Below are 17,179 nucleotides of genomic sequence, written 5' to 3' on the forward strand. Positions count from 1 at the left end.
ATGCCCGCTCCCAACATCCCCCAGATCCGCCTCTATCAAGACTGGCTGCGCGAGACGCGCGGCCTCGTGTTCGACAGCTACGACGCCCTGTGGCGCTGGTCCGTCACCGAGCTCGACGCCTTCTGGCAGAGCATCTGGGACTACGCCCGCATCGAGTCGCCCACGCCGCACACAGCCGTGCTCGCCGAATCGCGCATGCCCGGCGCGCGCTGGTTCCCGGGCGCCCAGGTCAACTACGCCCGCGAGGTCCTGCGCCATGCCGATGCGGCACACGCGGCCGGCATGCCCGCCATCGTGAGCGACAACGAACGCGGCGAAGTGCGCGAGATGTCGTGGCCCGAAATGCGCCGCCAGGTGGCGTCAGTGGCGCTCACGCTCAAGTCGCTAGGCGTGCAGCGCGGCGATCGCGTTGCGGCCTACATGCCCAACGTGCCCGAGACCATGGTGGCCTTTCTCGCGTGCTCCAGCATCGGCGCGATCTGGAGCGTGTGCGCGCCCGACATGGGCACGGCCGCAGTGGCCGACCGCTTCCGCCAGATCGAGCCCAAGGTGCTGATCGTCGTCGACGGTGTTCATTACGGCGGCAAGCCGCTCGACCGCAGCGCCGTGCTGCAGGAGCTGCGGGGCCAGCTGCCGAGCGTGCAGAAGCTGCTGCTGGTGAAGTCGCCGTACGCCGCCAGCGCAGTGCCGCATGACGTCGACTGGGCGCAGGCCATCGACCGCAACGGTGCCGAGGTCGCAGCCTTCGAGCCCGAATGGCTGCCCTTCGACCACCCGATCTGGATCGTCTATTCGAGCGGCACCACCGGCCTGCCCAAGCCCATCGTGCACGGGCAGGGCGGCATCATCCTCACCATGCACCCCTGCGGCCTGCACAACGACGTGGGCGCGAGCTACGGCGCCAACAACTTCGGCGAGCGCTACCACTGGTACAGCTCCACCGGCTGGGTGATGTGGAACTCGCAGCTTTCGGGCATGGCCTTCGGCGCCACCATCTGCATCTACGACGGCAACCCGGCGGGCAGCAAGGAGAAGCCCGACTGGAGCGTGCTGTGGCGCTTCGTGGCGCGGCACAAGGTCACGTTCTTTGGCGCGGGCGCGGCCTACTTCACCAACTGCATGAAGGCCGGCCTTGTCGCGAAGGAATGCGGCGATCTGTCGCGTGTGCGTGCACTCGGCAGCACCGGCTCGCCGCTGCCCGAAGAGGTTCAGCGCTGGGGCTCCAGGCAGATTCTCGAGGCGGGTTCGAAAGAGGTGTGGTGGTGCAACATTTCCGGCGGCACCGATTTCTGCGGCGCCTTCGTCGGCGGCAACCGCGACCTGCCCGAAGTGCCGGGCCAGATGCAGTGCCGCGAACTCGGCCATGCGGTCGAGGCGTGGAACGAGCAGGGCCAGCCGGTCATCGGCGAAGTCGGCGAGCTGGTGTGCACCAAGGCCATTCCGTCGATGCCGCTCTACTTCTGGGGCGACGAAGGCAATGCGCGCTACGTGTCGAGCTACTTCGACACCTACCCCGGCGTGTGGCGCCATGGCGACTGGATCAGGATCGGCGAGGACGGTGGCTGCATCATCTACGGCCGCAGCGACGCCACCATCAACCGCCAGGGCCTGCGCATGGGCACCAGCGAGATCTACAGCGCCGTCGAGGGCCTGCCCGAGGTACTCGACTCGATGGTGGTCGACCTCGAATACCTGGGCCGCGACAGCTACATGCCGCTGTTCGTGGTGCTGCGCCCCGGCGTGTCGCTCGACGACGCCATGCGCACGCGGCTCAACAACGCCATCAAGACTTCGCTGTCGCCGCGCTTCGTGCCCAACGACATCTTCCAGGTGGCCGAGATTCCGCGCACGCTCTCGGGCAAGAAGCAGGAGCTGCCGATCAAGAAGCTGCTGCTGGGCCAGCCCATCGAGAAGGTGGTCAACCGCGAGGCGATGGCAAACCCCGGCAGCCTGGACTGGTACGTGGCCTTTGCCGCACAGCGTGCCTCCGCAAGTGCCTCCGCATAATGGCCGCATGAAAAGACGCACCAGCCTCCTCATGTTCTCCGTCATCGCAGGCGCCTCGTTGCTGAGCGCTTGCGCAGTGCCTTCTTCGCCAGCTGCAGGCGGTGCCGCGCAGCTTCGCGTGAGCGGCACCGTCACCTACCGCGAACGCATCGCGCTCGACCCCGCGGCCGAAGTCGTGGTTCAGTTGCTCGACGTGTCGCGCATGGACGCGCCCTCGACCGTGCTTGCCGAGCAGCGCATCAAGGCCAACGGCAAGCAGGTGCCCTTTGCCTACGAGCTGAAGGTGGATGCCGCGCGCATCGACCCGCGCATGCGCTACGCCGTGTCGGCGCGCATCTCGCGCGGCGAGCAGCTGCTGTTCATCAACGACACGCAGTATTCCGTGCTCACGCAAGGCGGCGCCACCAGCGCCGACCTGGTGCTGGTGCGCGTCGCCCAGGCTCCGCGCTAGGAAGTCATCAGCTCGTAGAGCACCATGCGCGTCTGCCGGCCGCGCAGTTCCGCCTGCTCCTCGATGCGCCGCGTGTGAAGCCGGCCGCCGAGCCCGGCGAAGGTGGTTTCCGACATCAGCGTCTGCGTGCCGAGCTGCTTGTTGAAGCCCTCGATGCGGCTCGCCACGTTGATCACGTCGCCGAACGCCGTGTACGACAGCCGGTCGTTCGAGCCCAGCACCCCCGCGATCACCGTGCCTGTGTGGATGCCCACGCGCGTGCGGAACTCGGGCAGGCCCTGTGCCGCCCACTTGCGGTTGAGATCGTCCATCTCCACGTGCAGTTCCAGCGCGGCCAGGCAGGCCTTGTATTCCGCGTCCTTCAGGTCGGAGGGCGCGCCCCACAGCACCATGATGCCGTCGCCGATGAACTTGTCGACCACGCCGCCGTGCCGCGCGAACACGCCCGTCGCCAGGTTGAAGTACTCGGTCAGCATGACCACCAGCACGTCGGTGTCGAGCGACTCCGAGATCGAGGTGAAGCCCTCCACGTCGGTGAACATCACCGTCACGCGCCGCGGTGAGCCGCTGGGTGCGAGCGTGTGGCCCGCGTCGATCAGCTGGTTGATCACGTCCACCGGCACGAACTTGCTGAAGGCCTTCAGGCTGCGCGCCGAGTCGTCCAGGGCCTGGTCGAGGTGCTGGATCTCGAGCACCCGGCTCGGTTCGCGCGGCAGGTTGTCCAGCTCCAGCAGGCCGATGCGGCGCGCGATGTGCGAGAGGTTCTCCACCGGCGCAGTCACCAGCTTCGACAGCTTCAGCGACATGAACAACGCCATCGCCAGGAAGACCAGTGCCAGCGCCAGGCCCCACAGCACCGCGCGGTGCAGGTCGCCCAGCAGCATGTCTTCGGGCACCCAGCTCACCAGTTGCCAGCCGGTGCTGGGAATGCGCGAGGCCTGCACCAGATAACGGCGGCCTTCGTGGGTGAAGGAGAACTCGGTGTCGGTGCCGCCGCCCGCCGTGCCGTCGGCCACCATGTGCGCATGCAATGCACCGAGCACGCCGCTGGGCGGCTGCAGCTCGTGCAGCACGCCCGGCATGTCGCTGCGCGCGAGCACGCGGAAGTCGGCGCTCAGCAGCGCGCTGTCGCCGTAGCCGTCGCTGCTGAACTGGCGCACGAATTCCGACAGCCGCCCGAGCGACACGTCGCCCGCCACCACCAGCGCCTGCGCGCTGCTGTCGGCGTAGCGGCGCTTGCTGGGCAGTGCGTAGGTCACGCCAAGCTCCTGCGCGGCTGCGAACACGTACGGCTGCGTCCAGATGGGCCCCTGTGCCTTGCATGCCTGCACGTACCAGCTGCGCTGCGTCGGGTTGTAGTTGCTGCGGAACGACTCGAGGCGCTGCGTGGCATAGCGCTGCTGCACGTCGGCCTCGGCATCCAGCGGCAGCTTGTACTGCCAGGTCTCGGTGGTGGAGCTTGCGCCGCGCTCGATGTAGCGCATGGCCGGCACCGGGTAGCGCAGCGCCATCAGCATCTGGCCCTTCTCGTTGCTGACGTAGATGCTGTCGAGCTCGGGCGACTGCTGCAGCAGCGTCCAGAGCAGCTCCGCCGTTCTTTCGGAGTGCTCGCCCGCGGGCTGCAGGCTGGGGGCGGTGCCCACCGCGTTGATGACCGACTCGGCCTTCTGCAGAAAGGCCAGCACCTTGTCTTCGGTGCGGTCATGGTTGGCCTTGTGCGCGGACACGCCGATGCGCGACACCAGCCGCTGCGAGCCCCAGTAGCCGAGCGACACCAGCAGCAGCGACTGGGCCAGCGCCACGACGCTGACGATGGTGCCCACGTCCACCCGGAAGCGGCGCGAGCGCCCGGCCGGTGCCGGTTGTGTGACAGATTTTTCGACCGACGGCTTTCCAGCCACTTCCGGATTCCCGGAAGAGTTCTTGTTGTTCATACAGCTCCCTGACGACCACTCGAATGCACCCGCTGCAGCGAAGCCGCGGGCCGACCTTCGGTGAGCCACGGCCTCGATCGTTGGTGTCGGGGATCCTGGTGGCGCCGGAGGCGGGCGCGATTTTCGCTCGACTTCGGCTGTCTGTGCGGTACTGAACAGCGCCGCGGTGGCTCAGGCCTGTCTAGACCGGAGTCGTGGAAGCGCGTGGGAGCAGCCCTTCAGCGCGCGTCGTGAAAGATGATGCCCAGCGTATGCCGCCGGCCCGAACGCACGCGGCTCACGCCGTGGCGCATCGTCACGCGGTAGCTGCCGCGCGTGCCGGCCACCGGCCGCTGGTTGACCGCGAAGATCACCGCCTCGCCCTGCGCGAGCGGCGCCACCTCGGCGCGCGATTGCATGCGCGGGCGCTGCTCGGTCAGCACGAACTCGCCGCCGGTGAAGTCTTCGCCCGGCTTGCTCAGCAGCACCGTGAGCTGCAGCGGAAACTGCAGGTCGCCGTACAGATCCTGGTGCAGGCAGTTGTAGTCGCCCTCGTCGTAGCGCAGCAGCAGCGGGGTGGGGCGCAACTGGCCCGCCGCGTGGCAGCGCGCGAGATACGCGGCGTGGTCCGGCGGGTAGTCGGCCGGCTGGCCCATCGCCGCGGCCCACGCATTGGCCAGCGGCGCGAGGCGTTCGTACAGCGCGCTGCGGCATGCGGCGAGCCTGGGCGGCAGCGGGTTTGCAAAGTATTGGTACTCGCCTTGTCCGAAGCCGTGGCGCTGCATCACCACGCGGCTGCGAAAGCGGTGGCCTTCGTCGTACATGGCTGTGAGCGCGGCGCATTCCTCGGGAGTGAACAGCTGGCCGGTGACGGCGCAGCCGCGGGCGGCGAGGTCCGCTTCGATGCGGGGCCAGTCGAGCGAATCGATGCGGGAAGGCTTTCTTGTCATGCGCCCAGTGTCCCGCCTGCGAGCCATCGAGGCTCGCCGTTTCCGGACGCGGGTTTCGATTCGCTCGGCATCACGCTGCGCTAGCGGCGCGTCAACCCTGCCGGGCCTGCTCCAGCAGCCAGTCGCTGAAGAACTTCAGCAGCGGCCGCTGATCGGCCCGCTCCGGCGTCACGAGGTAGTAGTTGCGCTCGCCCGAAAGGGGCCGAGCGCACGCCACCACCAGCTCGCCGCGTGCCAGTTCGTCGGCCACCAGCATCGTCGGCATCAGCGCCACGCCGAGCCCGTGCGACGCGGCCGCGGCCAATATCGAGAACAGCTCGTAGCGCGGACCACCGCGCGCGTTGGGCGCGTCGATCTGCTGCGCGTCGAACCACTGGCGCCAGCCGTCGGGCCGCGTGCTTTGCTGCAGCAGCGGCATCTTCGCGATGGCGGCCGGCGTTACGGCCTTGCCGCGTGCGAGCAGCGACGGGCTGCACACCGGCACCACGTCTTCGTGCATCAGCAGCAGCGCGCGCGTACCGGCCCAGTTCTCTACCTGCGCGGGCGTGCCGGCGTACAGCGCGGCGTCGAACTCGGCGTCGGCAAACAGAAAGGGACGGGTGCGCGTCTCGATGTGCACCACCACGTCGGGCTGCAGCGCCGCGAAGCCCTTCAGGCGCGGCATCAGCCAGCGGGTGGCGAAGGTGGGCACGGCCGCCAGCGAGAGCGAGCCGCCTTCGCCCTGGTGGGCCATTGCGTCGAGCGTGTCGCGCTCCATCGCTTCCAGCCGCTTGGTGATCTGCCGCGCGTAGGCCGCGCCGCTGGCCGTGAGCGCTACCCCGTGCCGCGTGCGGCGGAACAGCGCCACGCCGAGGAAGGCTTCGAGCGTGCCGATCTGGCGCGACACGGCGCTTTGGGTGAGCGCCAGTTCCTGCGCAGCGCGGGTGTAGCTCTCGTGGCGCGCGGCGGCGTCGAAGCACACGAGGGTTTGCAGGGGTGGGATCTTGCGGCGCATGTATGCCTCGGGTGTATGTATGAAACCCTGGCCTCACCAATGAAGAGGCCGATCGAACATCTTGCAAGACATTCTACGAACGCATATCTGGGTGCGGAATCATCGTTTGCGTCATGCCCCCCGCATGGCTAGCATCGGCCCCATTCCCCCTCTTTTCACCTTTCCCCTAATTTCCGGAGACAGCCACATGGCCGCCAAAGCGCAATTCCACTGGGACGACCCCCTTCTTCTCGACCAGCAACTGACCGACGAAGAACGCATGATCCGCGACGCGGCCAATGCCTACTGCCAGGAGCGCCTTGCGCCCCGCGTCATCGAAGGCTTCCGCACCGGCGAAACCGACCCCGCCATCTTTCGCGAAATGGGCGCGCTCGGCCTGCTGGGCCCGACGATCCCCGAGCAGTACGGTGGCCCCGGCCTCAACTACGTGGCTTACGGCCTGATCGCCCGTGAAGTCGAGCGCGTCGACTCGGGCTACCGCTCGATGGCCAGCGTGCAGAGTTCGCTGGTAATGGTGCCGATCTTCGAATTCGGCACCGAAGCGCAAAAGCAGAAGTTCCTGCCCAAGCTCGCCACCGGCGAATGGATCGGCTGCTTCGGCCTGACCGAGCCCGACCATGGCTCCGACCCCGGCAGCATGGCCACGCGTGCCAAGAAGGTGCCGGGCGGCTACTCGCTCAGCGGCTCGAAGATGTGGATCAGCAACTCGCCCATCGCCGACGTGTTCGTGGTGTGGGCCAAGGAAGTCAGCGAAAGCGGCACGGTCGGCCCCATCCGCGGTTTCGTGCTTGAGAAGGGCATGAAGGGCCTGTCGGCTCCGGCGATCCACGGCAAGGTCGGCCTGCGCGCCAGCATCACCGGCGAGATCGTGATGGACGGCGTGTTCTGCCCCGAAGAAAACGCCTTCCCCGAAGTGCAGGGCCTCAAGGGCCCGTTCACCTGCCTGAACAGCGCCCGCTACGGCATCTCGTGGGGCGCGATCGGCGCCGCCGAAGACTGCTGGCATCGCGCCCGCCAGTACACGCTGGACCGCAAGCAGTTCGGCCGCCCGCTTGCCGCCAACCAGCTCATCCAGAAGAAGCTGGCCGACATGCAGACCGAGATCACGCTGGGCCTGCAAGGCAGCCTGCGCCTGGGCCGCATGAAGGACGAAGGCATCGCCGCGGTGGAAATCACCTCGATCATGAAGCGCAACAACTGCGGCAAGTCGCTCGACATCGCCCGCATGGCGCGCGACATGATGGGCGGCAACGGCATCAGCGACGAATTCGGCGTGGCCCGCCACCTGGTGAACCTGGAAGTGGTCAACACCTACGAAGGCACGCACGACATCCACGCGCTCATCCTGGGCCGCGCCATCACCGGCATCGCAGCCTTCGCCAACTGAACGAACGAATGAGCAACAAGCCCGCAGCACTCGACGGCATCAGAGTCCTCGATCTGTCCCGCGTGCTCGCGGGCCCGTGGTGCACGCAGATCCTGGCGGACCTGGGCGCCGACGTCGTCAAGATCGAGCGCCCCGGCGTCGGCGACGACACGCGCACCTGGGGTCCGCCCTTCATCAAGGACGCGGACGGCAACGACACCGACCAGGCGAGCTACTTCACGTCCTGCAACCGCAACAAGCGCTCGGTCACGGTCGACATGGCCACGCCCGAGGGGCAGGCGCTGCTCAGGCAGATGGCGGCGCAGGCCGACATCGTGGTGGAGAACTTCAAGACCGGTGGCCTCAAGCAATACGGCCTCGACCACGAGAGCCTGCGCGCGGCCAACCCGCGCCTCATCTACTGCAGCGTGACCGGCTTCGGCCACGACGGCCCTTATGCCGAGCGCGCGGGCTACGACCTGATGATCCAGGCCATGACCGGCATGATGAGCATCACCGGCCGCCCTGATGACGTACCCGGTGGCGGCCCGTTGCGCGTGGGCGTGGCGCTCACGGACCTGTTCACCGGCGTCTACGCCAGCACCGCCATCCTCGCGGCGCTGCAGGTGCGCGACCGCACCGGCGAAGGCCAGCACATCGACATGGCGCTGCTCGACGTGGGCATGGCCATCCTCGCCAACCAGGCGAGCGCGTTCCTCAACACCGGCAAGGCGCCCGAACGCCAGGGCAACACGCACCCGAGCCTCGCGCCGTATCAGGACTTTCCGACGCAAGACGGCTCGATGCTGCTGGCCATTGGCAACAACGGGCAGTTCGCGCGCTTCTGCGAAGCAGCCGGCCATCCGGAATGGGCGACCGATGCGCGCTTTGCCACCAACACGCTGCGCGTGAAGCACCGCCTGGTGCTGATCCCGATGATGGAAGAACTCACGCGCACCCGCACCACGGCCGCGTGGGTCACGCTGCTCGAAGACAAGGCCGTGCCCTGCGGCCCGATCAACGACATTGCCCAGGCCTTCGATGACGCGCAAGTCAAGGCGCGCGGCCTTGCGGTCACGTTGCCGCGCGATGCGGGCGACGGCATCGCCAGCATCACGGGCGTGGCGAGCCCGCTGCGGCTGACGGCCACGCCGCCCGTGCTGCGCCATGCACCACCGGCGCTGGGCCAGCACACGCAGGAAGTGCTGGCGGAAATGGGCATCGACTCCGCCCGCTTCGACGCCCTGCGATCGGCCGGCGTGGTCTGACCACCAGGCAGCCATGACGAGCCCGATGCGCACGCCACCGTTCTCGGTGCTGCGCATCGACCACATCGTGCTGCGCGTGAAGGACATCGAACGCGCCATCACGTTCTACCGCGACGTGCTGGGCTGCGCCATCGAGAAGCGCCGCGACGACCTGGGGCTCGTGCACCTGCGCGCCGGCGCGAGCCTGATCGATCTCGTCACGCCCGATGGCCCACTGGGCAGGCAGGGCGGGGCGCTTGCCGGCGTGGAAGGCCGCAACGTCGATCACATCTGCCTGCGCATCGAGCCTTTCGACGAAGCCGCCATTCGCGCGCTGATGGCTGCCCACGGCGTAGCGGTGAACGGCGAGGTGCAGAACAACTTCGGCGCCGAGGGCAATGGCCCCTCGATCTACATCGCCGACCCCGACGGCAACACCGTCGAGCTCAAGGGCGCTCCTCGCTGACCTGCGGCTCGACCGAGTGGCCGCTTTGTACGCCAGTGTGTCTGGCCGCCCGCCGCACACACGGGCATGCAAAAGTGCGCCCCGCTCGACACATCGCGGATACAGCCCGCCGATTCAATCCATGCATCGCCATTCCGGCGAGCCTGAAAGGAATCCCCATGAGCTCCACCACCGCAAAGATCCTCTACACCGGCAAGACCCACACCACCGGCGGGCGCGACGGCGCATCGCGCAGCGACGACGGGCGCCTCGACATCCGGCTTTCGTCGCCCGGCACCTCTGGCGCGGGCACCAACCCCGAGCAGCTGTTCGCCGCGGGCTGGTCGGCCTGCTTCATCGGCGCGATGGGCAAGGCGGCCGGCGCGATGAAGATCAAGCTGCCCGCCGACCTGGCCGTCGATGCCGAGGTCGACCTTGCCAACGAAGACGGCCAGTACTTCCTGCGCGCGCGCCTGAACGTGAGCCTGCCGGGCCTCGAGCGCGAAACCGCCCGCGCTGTGGTCGACGCCGCGCACCAGACCTGCCCGTACTCCAAGCTCACGCGCGGCAACATCGACGTCGAGCTCAACCTGGTCTGAGCGCCGCAGCCTCAGCCAGCCCGCCCGATGGTCGCCACTCCGAACACGATCACGCCCAACACCAGGTTCACCATCACCAGCTTGCGCACGGTGTTGAGCCGCGCGGCCGCCACCGGCCAGGCGCTTTCTTCCACCGCGCGCCGCATTGCCCTGAACACCGAGGCGCGGATGTAGACGTAGATGGCGGCCATCACGATCGCGATGCTCATCATCGCCTCGATGCGCCAGTGCAGGCCGCGGAAGCCGCCCGTCGAGAGGATCATCGCCACGCCGGTCACGAACAGCAGCGTGACCGATGCATCCACCCCCACGAAGAAGCGCCGCAGCGTCGCGGCCATCATGCGCAGGCGCAGCGGCGGCTCCAGCGTGGCGACGGCGGAAGGGCGCACCGCGAAGTGCATGGTCGCCATGCCGCCGACCCAGAAGGCGGCGCAGAGCAGGTGAATGAAAAGCGGAATGGCGTACGACATGGGGCCCGATCAGAACACCGAAAGGGCGAGGCGCGCAACGTCGTGCCTCATGCCGCGGCGCTTCGTGCACGCGAGGCCGCGCGCTTCTCCGCTTTCTCCGGCTTGTCCTTGCTGGCGGCCAGATCGGCATAGCGCCGCATGTCGGCCACCACGCACCGCAGCAATTCGGAAGCGGCCGGCGACAGCATGCGCCCGTGCCGCGACACGATGTGCGAGCGGCCCTGCGACAGCAGCGGGTTCTTCATCGGCAGCTCGACCAGTTCGGGGTTGGTGGCGTTCGGCGTGAGCGAGATGCGCGTGCCCAGCGCATAGCCCAGCCCGGCCGACACGAAGTGGCCGAGCGCGCTGAACGAGGTGGTGGTCAGCAGCGATGGCAGCCGCACGCCTTCGCTGACCTCGGCCGCCTCGATGTGCTGGCGCACGCCGAAGTTGCGGTGCAGCGTGGCGCCCGGGTAGGGCAGCAGGTCGGCCAGCTTCAGCGGACGGCCCAGCTGCGCGAGCGGGTGCGTGGCCAGCACCAGCGCCTGGATCGGCTGCGAGTGCGACTGGTGGGAGGTGAGCCTGTCGTCCTTCGGCGGCTGGAACAGCATGCCGATGTGGGCGCGTTCCTCGACCACGCGCTGCACGATCTCGTCGGTGCTCGCCACGTCGAGGTCGATGGTGATCTTCGGGTGCGTGGTCATGAAGTCTCGCAGGCTGTGGCGCATGAGCCAGTCGACGTACCCCTCACCGGCCACGACGTCGATGTGGCCGCGCTCGATCTTGCGGATGCTGTCCATCTGCGCCATCAGGTGCTGCTTCTGGCTGTTCTGGCGCCGCACGTAGCCAGCCAGCATCTCGCCCGCATCGGTGGGCACCACGCCACGGCCGTGGCGCTCCAGCAGCGGCACGCCGCACTCCTGTTCGAGGATGCCGATGGCGCGGCTCACGGCCGAAGGGTCCATGTCGAGCACGTCGGCGGCGCCGCGCACCGAACCGCTGTCGAGCACCTGCATGAAGTAGCGCACGCGGCGCGTGTCGAGCTTGTCGTCCATGGCCCGGTCTCCTGAAGTTCGTGGTGAGTGTTGCATTCAATGCATCGAATATCCCGATTTACGGTCATTGATGCAATAGACCTGCAAGCCGAAACTCGCCGGCACCCCGCAGGTACTGCGCCACGAAAAGACGCCCCACCCATGACCTCTGCCGCCTCCGTCCTTGCCGCTGCCGCGCCCTCCAGCGCCTCCGGAAAACTCAAGCTCGCGCTCGTAACCCTGGCCATCGTGGCCGTGGCCGAGCTCATCGGCCCGGTGCAGTTCAGCGTCGGCCCGGGCAAGGTGGCGCTGCTGCCGATGCTGTGGGCGCTGCTGATCGCAGCCGCATGGGGCATCGCGCACAGCCGTGTGCCGGGCGTGGCGCGCGTGGCGACTGCCGAGCAGTCGTTTGCCGGCGGCTTGCTGAATGCGGGCCTGCTGCTGTTCGTGGTGAAGCTGGGCCTCACGGTCGGTGCCGCGTTGCCGCAGGTCAAGCAGGCCGGCTGGGCGCTGCTGTTCCAGGAGTTCGGCCATGCGCTGGGTACTCTGGCGCTGGGCCTGCCGCTGGCGCTGCTGCTGGGCATCAAGCGCGAGGCGGTGGGCGCCACCTTCTCGGTGGGCCGCGAGGGCAACCTCGTGATCATCGGAGAGAAATACGGCATGGCCTCGCCCGAAGGCCGCGGCGTGCTGGCCGAGTACATCACCGGCACGGTGCTGGGCGCGCTTTTCATCGCGGTGCTGGCGGGCTTCATCGCCAGCCTGCACATCTTCGATCCGCGCTCGCTGGCCATGGGCGCCGGCGTGGGCTCGGGCAGCCTGATGGCCGCGGCGCTGGGCGCCATCGCCGCGCAGCAGCCGGCCGAGATGCTGCCGCAGCTCACCGCCATCGCTGCCGCGTCGAACCTGCTGACCACCGTGGCCGGCTTCTACTTCACGCTGTTCCTGTCGCTGCCGTTGTGCTCATGGCTCTACGGCAAGCTGGAGCCGGTGCTGGGTCGCTTCTCGAAGCGCGGCGCGCAGGACTCGGCAGGCACGGGCGCCGTGTCGCAGGTCAGCGTGGCGCATGGCGGTGCCTTGCCATTGCGCGACACGCTCATCGCCTGGGCGGTGGTGGGTGGCGGCGTGCTCATCGGCAATTCGCTGACCTACAAGGTGCCGATGCTGGTCTCGCTCGAAGGCATGGCTGTGGTGGTGGCGATCGCGCTGGTGGTCGAGGGCATCAAGCGCCTCGTGCCGCGCCTGCCGATGGTGCTGGTGCTGTCGGTGGTGGCCACGGTGGTGGGCATTCCGGGCCTGTTCCCGTTCTCCGACGCGCTGATCGCGCTCACCGCCAAGCTCAACTTCCTTGCCTTCACGACGCCGGTGCTCGCGCTGGCCGGCTTCTCCGTCGCGAAAGATTTGCCGGTGTTCCGCCAGCTGGGCTGGCGCATCGTGGTGGTGTCGCTCACCGCCACGGCCGGTACCTTTCTCGGTGCGACCCTCATCGCCGAATTCTTCCACTGACAACCCACGAGAGAACTGCCATGTACCGCGACCCCGACATCGACGAAGACACCCGCGCCCGCATGCTGAGCTGGCGCCGCGACATTCACGCCAACCCCGAGACCGCCTTCGAGGAACACCGCACCGCCAACGTTGTCGCCAATGCGCTGATGCTGATGGGCCTGACGGTGCATCGCGGCCTGGCCTGCACTGGCGTGGTCGGTACGCTGAAGAACGGCGAGGGCCCGGGCATCGCGCTGCGCGCCGACCTCGATGCGCTCAACATGCAAGAGCTGGGCACGCAGGCGCATGCCTCCAAGTGCGCCGGCAAGATGCACGCCTGCGGCCATGACGGCCACACCGCCATGCTGCTCGGCGCGGCCGAGCACCTGTCGCGCCACAAGCCATTCAAGGGCACGGTGCACTTCGTGTTCCAACCAGCCGAAGAGAACGAGGGTGGTGGCCGCGTGATGGTGGAAGAGGGCCTGTTCGAGCAGTTCCCGGCCGACGCCGTCTACGGCATGCACAACTTCCCGGCCCTGCCGCGCGGCCAGTTCGCGATCCGCAAGGGCACGATGACGGCCTTTCTCGACACCTTCGAGATCGTCATCACCGGCAAGGGCAGCCACGGCGCCATGCCCGAGACCGGCATCGATTCGGTGGTCGTCTCGGCCCAGCTGGTGAACGCACTGCAGACCATCGTGAGCCGCCGCACCGGCGCGACCGATTCGGCCGTGGTGAGCGTCACGCAGATCCACGGCGGCGACACCTGGAACGTGATCCCCGAGACCGTGGTGCTGCGCGGCACCGTGCGCACGCTCGACCCCGTCATTCAAGACCAGACCCAGGCCGCGATGCAGCAGATTTGCGACGGCGTTGCGGTCACGCACGGCGCCCGGGTGGCGCTCGACTATCGCCGCGGCTACCCCGGCGTGGTCAACACGCCAGCCGAGACCGACGCCGCCATCGCCGCCGCCGCCAGCCTGGTCGAGCGTGAGCAGGTGCACACCGATATCCCGCCGGCCATGGGCTCGGAAGACTTCGCCTTCATGCTGCAGAAGCGCCCGGGTGCCTACATCGGCATTGGCGCGGGCGAGGGCCCGAACGATCCGAACGTGCACAACCCGTACTACGACTTCAACGACGCCATCCTGCCGCTGGGCGCCGCCTACTGGGTGGCGCTGGTCAAACAGCAGCTGCCGGCATCAACGGACGAGAGCATGATGCGCTGATGCTCTCCGCCTTCGACATCTTCAAGATCGGCATCGGCCCGTCCAGTTCGCACACCGTCGGGCCGATGCGCGCGGCGCTGCTGTTCGCGCAGTCGCTCGAGCGGCGCGGCGTGCTCGCGCAGGTGGCGCGTCTGCACGTTGACCTGTTCGGCTCGCTCGGCGCCACCGGCCACGGCCACGCGACTGACCAGGGCGTGATCCTCGGGCTCTTCGGCGACGCGCCCGACACGGTGCAGCCCGAGACCGTGCAGCCGCGGCTGGAAGCGCTTCGCCGCACCGGCCAGCTGAGCCTGCTGGGCACCACGCCCATTGCCTTCGACCGCGTGCGCGACATCGCCTTTCGCGGCGAAGAGTCGCTGCCCGAACACCCCAACGCCATGCGTTTCACAGCCTTCGCGGCCGATGGCGGCACGCTGGCCGAGGGCACGTACTTCTCGGTCGGCGGCGGCTTCGTCGTCGAAGGCGGGCAGGCCGTGGCCGCAACGGTGGCGGCTGCTTCCGCCGTGCCGCATCCCTTCACCACCGGCGACGAACTCATGGCGCAATGCCATGACAGCGGCCTGTCGGTGGCCGCGCTGGTCATGCGCAACGAATGCGTGTGGCGGCCCGAAGCCGAGGTGCGCAGCGGCCTGCTGCGCATCTGGGGCGTGATGCAGCAGTGCGTGCAGCGCGGCTTCGGCATTGACAACCCGTTGGCCGCGCTTGCGCTGCCCGGCCCGCTGCGCATGCGCCGCCGCGCCCCTGAGCTGAACCGCGAGTTGCTGGCGCAAGCCGGTGCGGCCGACCCGCTCGCGGTGATGGACTGGGTCAATGCCTTCGCGATGGCGGTGAACGAGGAGAACGCAGCCGGCGGCCGCGTGGTCACCGCGCCCACCAACGGCGCTGCGGGCGTGGTGCCCGCCGTGATGCACTACTACCAGCGCTTCGTGCCGCAGGCGAGCGACGAGGGCATCGTCGACTTCCTGCTCACCGCGGCGGCCATCGGCATGCTCTACAAGACCAACGCTTCCATTTCGGGCGCCGAAGTCGGTTGCCAGGGCGAGGTGGGCGTCGCCTGCTCGATGGCGGCCGGCGCGCTGGCCGCGGTGCTCGGCGCCACGCCGGCGCAGGTCGAGAACGCGGCCGAGATCGGCATGGAACACAACCTCGGCCTTACCTGCGACCCGGTCGGCGGCATGGTGCAGATCCCGTGCGTCGAGCGCAACGCCATGGGCGCGGTGAAGGCGATCAATGCGGCGCGCATGGCTCTGCGCGGTAACGGCAGCCACTACGTGTCGCTCGACGCGGTGATCCGCACCATGAAGCAGACCGGCGAGGACATGAAGTCGACGTACAAGGAAACCTCGCTCGGCGGCCTCGCGGTGAACGTGGTGGAGTGCTGACCGCGCCGAAGCTCAGGGCACGAACATGTCCCACGGCGCCTTGCCCTCCGGCAGCCGGGGCCGTTCGGTGAGCGAAGCCAGTGGCTCGCCGGCCTCGAAGCGCGCAGCCAGCGCTTCGGGGTCGAACACCACGCCCATGAAGTTCTCGGCATAAGCGCCACTGGCGAAGAAGGCGCTGACTTCCTCGGCTGTTTCGAACACGTCGTGCTGCAACTCGAGCCGGTGGCCGTCGGGGTCGCGGTAGTACATCGAGATGGTCGGCCCGTGGTTGATGCACCAGTAGGGCCGGATGCCTCGCGCGGCCAGGCGGCGATGGTTGGCCAGCAATTCGCCGAGCGAGCCGTAGGTGAAGGCGATGTGCTCCAGGCCCGTGCTCGCGTCGGCTTCGTGTTTCAGCTCCGGTCCTGCGATCAGGCCGATGCGGTGGTGCTCGTCGTCGTAGGTCAGGAAGCACAGCATCTCGTTCTCGAACGCGGCATGGGCCTGCAGCACGTCGAGGTACCACGCGCGCGAACGCGCCAGGTCGCTCACGCGCAGCACTACGTGCGCCAGCTTGACGGGGCTGAGCGAGGTGCGCGTGAAGTCGGGTAGCGGGCGTACCGGGGTCGCAATGTCGTTCATGGGTGTCTCCTTCTTTCTTTGGGGGCGCAACGCTCAGCCGGCGGGTTCGGCAATCACGCGGTTCTCGATGCGGCCGATGCCTTCGATCTCCACGCGCACCACGTCGCCCGGCACCAGATAGCGCGGCGGGTCCATCAGCCCGCCGACTCCAGCGGGGCTGCCGGTGCTCAGCACGTCGCCCGGCTCCAGCGTGAAGGCGGTGCTCAGTTCGACCAGCATGGCCTCGATGCGGTGGATCATCTGCGCGGTGTTGCCGTCCTGCCGCAGCTCGCCGTTGACCCAGGTGCGCAGCCGTAGCGCGTGCGGGTCGGCAATCTCGTCGCGCGTCACCAGCCAGGGCCCGAAGGGGCCGTGCGTGTCGAAGGACTTGCCCAGCGTGTGCGTGGGCGCGCGCATCTGCCAGTCGCGCACGCTCATGTCGTTGACCACCACGTAGCCCGCGACCATGGCCATCGCGTCTTCCGCGCGCACGTGGCGGCAGCGCCTGCCGATGACCACGCCGAGTTCGCCCTCGTAGTCGAACTGGTCGGACACGCGGGGCTTGTGCACCGCATCGAAGGGGCCGGCCACGCACGACACCTGCTTGTTGAACCACACCTGGCCCGGTGGCCGAACGAGCCCCAGCTTCGCGGCCTCCTCCAGGTGCGAGGCGTAGTTGCCGCCGAGCCCCAGGAACTTCTGCGGCGCGGGAATGGGCGCCGCCAGCCGCACGCCGGCCAGTGCCACGCGGGGTGCTTCCGCCAGCACGGCGTGCAGCCACGCCATGCCTTCGTCGCCGCGCGCAAGGAGTTCGCGCAGCCCGGGCGGCGCGTCGGGCTGGTCCGTCAGGTCGGCGATTTCCTCGTTTCGGACCACGCCGAAGCGAAGGGCGTCGCGGTGGTGGAAGCTGGCGAGTTTCATGGCGTGTGCTGGAACGGGTGGTTGACCGACAGGGAGCGATCGATGATGCTGGTGGAACGAACGCAGAACAATTCGCCCGGCATGAACGGATCGTTCTGCCGGTGGAA

Annotated in this window: 16 protein-coding genes; 9 read left to right on the forward strand and 7 right to left on the reverse strand. The window is 68.3% G+C overall.

Going from position 1 to position 17,179, the window contains the following annotated elements:
- Both ACN9MV_RS00635 and ACN9MV_RS00640 read left to right on the forward strand, forming a co-directional pair.
- Entirely contained in the window at positions 1–2,007 is a 2,007-nt protein-coding gene (locus ACN9MV_RS00635) for an acetoacetate--CoA ligase (protein ID WP_426391005.1), read from the forward strand.
- Positions 2,008–2,014: 7 nt separating this feature from the next.
- Positions 2,015–2,458, forward strand: coding sequence for a YbaY family lipoprotein (locus tag ACN9MV_RS00640; RefSeq protein WP_256216736.1), 444 nt, complete (start codon positions 2,015–2,017; stop codon positions 2,456–2,458).
- Here ACN9MV_RS00640 and ACN9MV_RS00645 read toward each other — a convergent pair.
- The 3 genes from ACN9MV_RS00645 to ACN9MV_RS00655 all read right to left on the reverse strand — a co-directional run bounded on the left by ACN9MV_RS00645 (position 2,455) and on the right by ACN9MV_RS00655 (position 6,315).
- Positions 2,455–4,392, reverse strand: coding sequence for an adenylate/guanylate cyclase domain-containing protein (locus tag ACN9MV_RS00645; protein WP_426391006.1), 1,938 nt, complete (start codon positions 4,390–4,392; stop codon positions 2,455–2,457). The two genes, ACN9MV_RS00640 and ACN9MV_RS00645, sit on opposite strands and share 4 nt — an antisense overlap.
- 218 nt (positions 4,393–4,610) lie before the next feature.
- The gene (locus ACN9MV_RS00650; protein ID WP_426391007.1) at positions 4,611–5,321 is read right to left on the reverse strand and encodes a 2OG-Fe(II) oxygenase; all 711 of its coding nucleotides are present in this window, start codon (positions 5,319–5,321) and stop codon (positions 4,611–4,613) included.
- A gap of 91 nt (positions 5,322–5,412) precedes the next feature.
- Positions 5,413–6,315 carry a LysR substrate-binding domain-containing protein gene (locus ACN9MV_RS00655; protein ID WP_426391008.1) on the reverse strand — a complete coding sequence of 301 codons (903 nt, stop codon included), beginning with the start codon at positions 6,313–6,315 and terminating at the stop codon, positions 5,413–5,415.
- Between the two features lie 187 nt (positions 6,316–6,502).
- Here ACN9MV_RS00655 and ACN9MV_RS00660 point away from each other — a divergent pair, with 187 nt between their 5' ends.
- The 4 genes from ACN9MV_RS00660 to ACN9MV_RS00675 all read left to right on the forward strand — a co-directional run bounded on the left by ACN9MV_RS00660 (position 6,503) and on the right by ACN9MV_RS00675 (position 9,972).
- On the forward strand, positions 6,503–7,702 hold the full coding sequence (locus ACN9MV_RS00660) for an acyl-CoA dehydrogenase (RefSeq protein ID WP_093057036.1): 1,200 nt from the start codon (positions 6,503–6,505) through the stop codon (positions 7,700–7,702).
- 8 nt (positions 7,703–7,710) lie between these two features.
- Entirely contained in the window at positions 7,711–8,949 is a 1,239-nt protein-coding gene (locus ACN9MV_RS00665; RefSeq protein ID WP_426391009.1) for a CaiB/BaiF CoA transferase family protein, read from the forward strand.
- Between the two features lie 13 nt (positions 8,950–8,962).
- Complete coding sequence (locus ACN9MV_RS00670; RefSeq protein ID WP_093057034.1) at positions 8,963–9,394, forward strand: VOC family protein; 432 nt, start codon at positions 8,963–8,965, stop codon at positions 9,392–9,394.
- Between the two features lie 158 nt (positions 9,395–9,552).
- Positions 9,553–9,972 (forward strand): organic hydroperoxide resistance protein, encoded by a 420-nt coding sequence (locus tag ACN9MV_RS00675; protein WP_093057033.1) that lies wholly within the window; start codon positions 9,553–9,555, stop codon positions 9,970–9,972.
- An 11-nt stretch (positions 9,973–9,983) separates the two neighbouring features.
- Here the strand turns inward: ACN9MV_RS00675 and ACN9MV_RS00680 are convergent, their stop codons facing one another.
- Together ACN9MV_RS00680 and ACN9MV_RS00685 are read right to left on the reverse strand one after the other, a co-directional pair.
- Positions 9,984–10,442 carry a CopD family protein gene (locus ACN9MV_RS00680; protein WP_426391010.1) on the reverse strand — a complete coding sequence of 153 codons (459 nt, stop codon included), beginning with the start codon at positions 10,440–10,442 and terminating at the stop codon, positions 9,984–9,986.
- A 47-nt stretch (positions 10,443–10,489) separates the two neighbouring features.
- Positions 10,490–11,476, reverse strand: coding sequence for a LysR family transcriptional regulator (locus ACN9MV_RS00685; protein WP_426391011.1), 987 nt, complete (start codon positions 11,474–11,476; stop codon positions 10,490–10,492).
- A gap of 141 nt (positions 11,477–11,617) precedes the next feature.
- On the opposite strand from ACN9MV_RS00685, the gene ACN9MV_RS00690 reads away from it, so the two are divergent.
- Genes ACN9MV_RS00690 through ACN9MV_RS00700 form a run of 3 tightly spaced genes read left to right on the forward strand, consistent with a single transcriptional unit; the run spans position 11,618 to position 15,551 of the window.
- Positions 11,618–12,958, forward strand: coding sequence for a DUF3100 domain-containing protein (locus ACN9MV_RS00690; protein ID WP_093174809.1), 1,341 nt, complete (start codon positions 11,618–11,620; stop codon positions 12,956–12,958).
- Between the two features lie 20 nt (positions 12,959–12,978).
- Entirely contained in the window at positions 12,979–14,169 is a 1,191-nt protein-coding gene (locus ACN9MV_RS00695) for a M20 aminoacylase family protein (protein WP_426391012.1), read from the forward strand.
- The gene (locus ACN9MV_RS00700) at positions 14,166–15,551 is read left to right on the forward strand and encodes an L-serine ammonia-lyase (RefSeq protein ID WP_426393225.1); all 1,386 of its coding nucleotides are present in this window, start codon (positions 14,166–14,168) and stop codon (positions 15,549–15,551) included. Before ACN9MV_RS00695 ends, ACN9MV_RS00700 begins: the two co-directional genes overlap by 4 nt.
- A 12-nt stretch (positions 15,552–15,563) precedes the next feature.
- On the opposite strand, the gene ACN9MV_RS00705 is transcribed toward ACN9MV_RS00700, so the two are convergent.
- Complete coding sequence (locus ACN9MV_RS00705; protein ID WP_426391013.1) at positions 15,564–16,172, reverse strand: VOC family protein; 609 nt, start codon at positions 16,170–16,172, stop codon at positions 15,564–15,566.
- Positions 16,173–16,205: 33 nt separating this feature from the next.
- Positions 16,206–17,072: a fumarylacetoacetate hydrolase family protein gene (locus tag ACN9MV_RS00710; protein WP_426391014.1), complete on the reverse strand. Its 867-nt coding sequence runs from the start codon at positions 17,070–17,072 to the stop codon at positions 16,206–16,208.
- Positions 17,073–17,179: the final 107 nt, after the last annotated feature.

The organism is Variovorax sp. R-27, assembly GCF_049913215.1.
Classification (GTDB): domain Bacteria; phylum Pseudomonadota; class Gammaproteobacteria; order Burkholderiales; family Burkholderiaceae_C; genus Variovorax.

Coding starts and splice junctions, on each gene's coding strand:
- ACN9MV_RS00635 (WP_426391005.1), top strand. CDS start 1: ATGCCCGCTCCCAACATCCCCCAGATCCGCCTCTATCAAGACTGGCTG.
- ACN9MV_RS00640 (WP_256216736.1), top strand. CDS start 2,015: ATGAAAAGACGCACCAGCCTCCTCATGTTCTCCGTCATCGCAGGCGCC.
- ACN9MV_RS00645 (WP_426391006.1), bottom strand. CDS start 4,392: ATGAACAACAAGAACTCTTCCGGGAATCCGGAAGTGGCTGGAAAGCCG.
- ACN9MV_RS00650 (WP_426391007.1), bottom strand. CDS start 5,321: ATGACAAGAAAGCCTTCCCGCATCGATTCGCTCGACTGGCCCCGCATC.
- ACN9MV_RS00655 (WP_426391008.1), bottom strand. CDS start 6,315: ATGCGCCGCAAGATCCCACCCCTGCAAACCCTCGTGTGCTTCGACGCC.
- ACN9MV_RS00660 (WP_093057036.1), top strand. CDS start 6,503: ATGGCCGCCAAAGCGCAATTCCACTGGGACGACCCCCTTCTTCTCGAC.
- ACN9MV_RS00665 (WP_426391009.1), top strand. CDS start 7,711: ATGAGCAACAAGCCCGCAGCACTCGACGGCATCAGAGTCCTCGATCTG.
- ACN9MV_RS00670 (WP_093057034.1), top strand. CDS start 8,963: ATGACGAGCCCGATGCGCACGCCACCGTTCTCGGTGCTGCGCATCGAC.
- ACN9MV_RS00675 (WP_093057033.1), top strand. CDS start 9,553: ATGAGCTCCACCACCGCAAAGATCCTCTACACCGGCAAGACCCACACC.
- ACN9MV_RS00680 (WP_426391010.1), bottom strand. CDS start 10,442: ATGTCGTACGCCATTCCGCTTTTCATTCACCTGCTCTGCGCCGCCTTC.
- ACN9MV_RS00685 (WP_426391011.1), bottom strand. CDS start 11,476: ATGGACGACAAGCTCGACACGCGCCGCGTGCGCTACTTCATGCAGGTG.
- ACN9MV_RS00690 (WP_093174809.1), top strand. CDS start 11,618: ATGACCTCTGCCGCCTCCGTCCTTGCCGCTGCCGCGCCCTCCAGCGCC.
- ACN9MV_RS00695 (WP_426391012.1), top strand. CDS start 12,979: ATGTACCGCGACCCCGACATCGACGAAGACACCCGCGCCCGCATGCTG.
- ACN9MV_RS00705 (WP_426391013.1), bottom strand. CDS start 16,172: ATGAACGACATTGCGACCCCGGTACGCCCGCTACCCGACTTCACGCGC.
- ACN9MV_RS00710 (WP_426391014.1), bottom strand. CDS start 17,072: ATGAAACTCGCCAGCTTCCACCACCGCGACGCCCTTCGCTTCGGCGTG.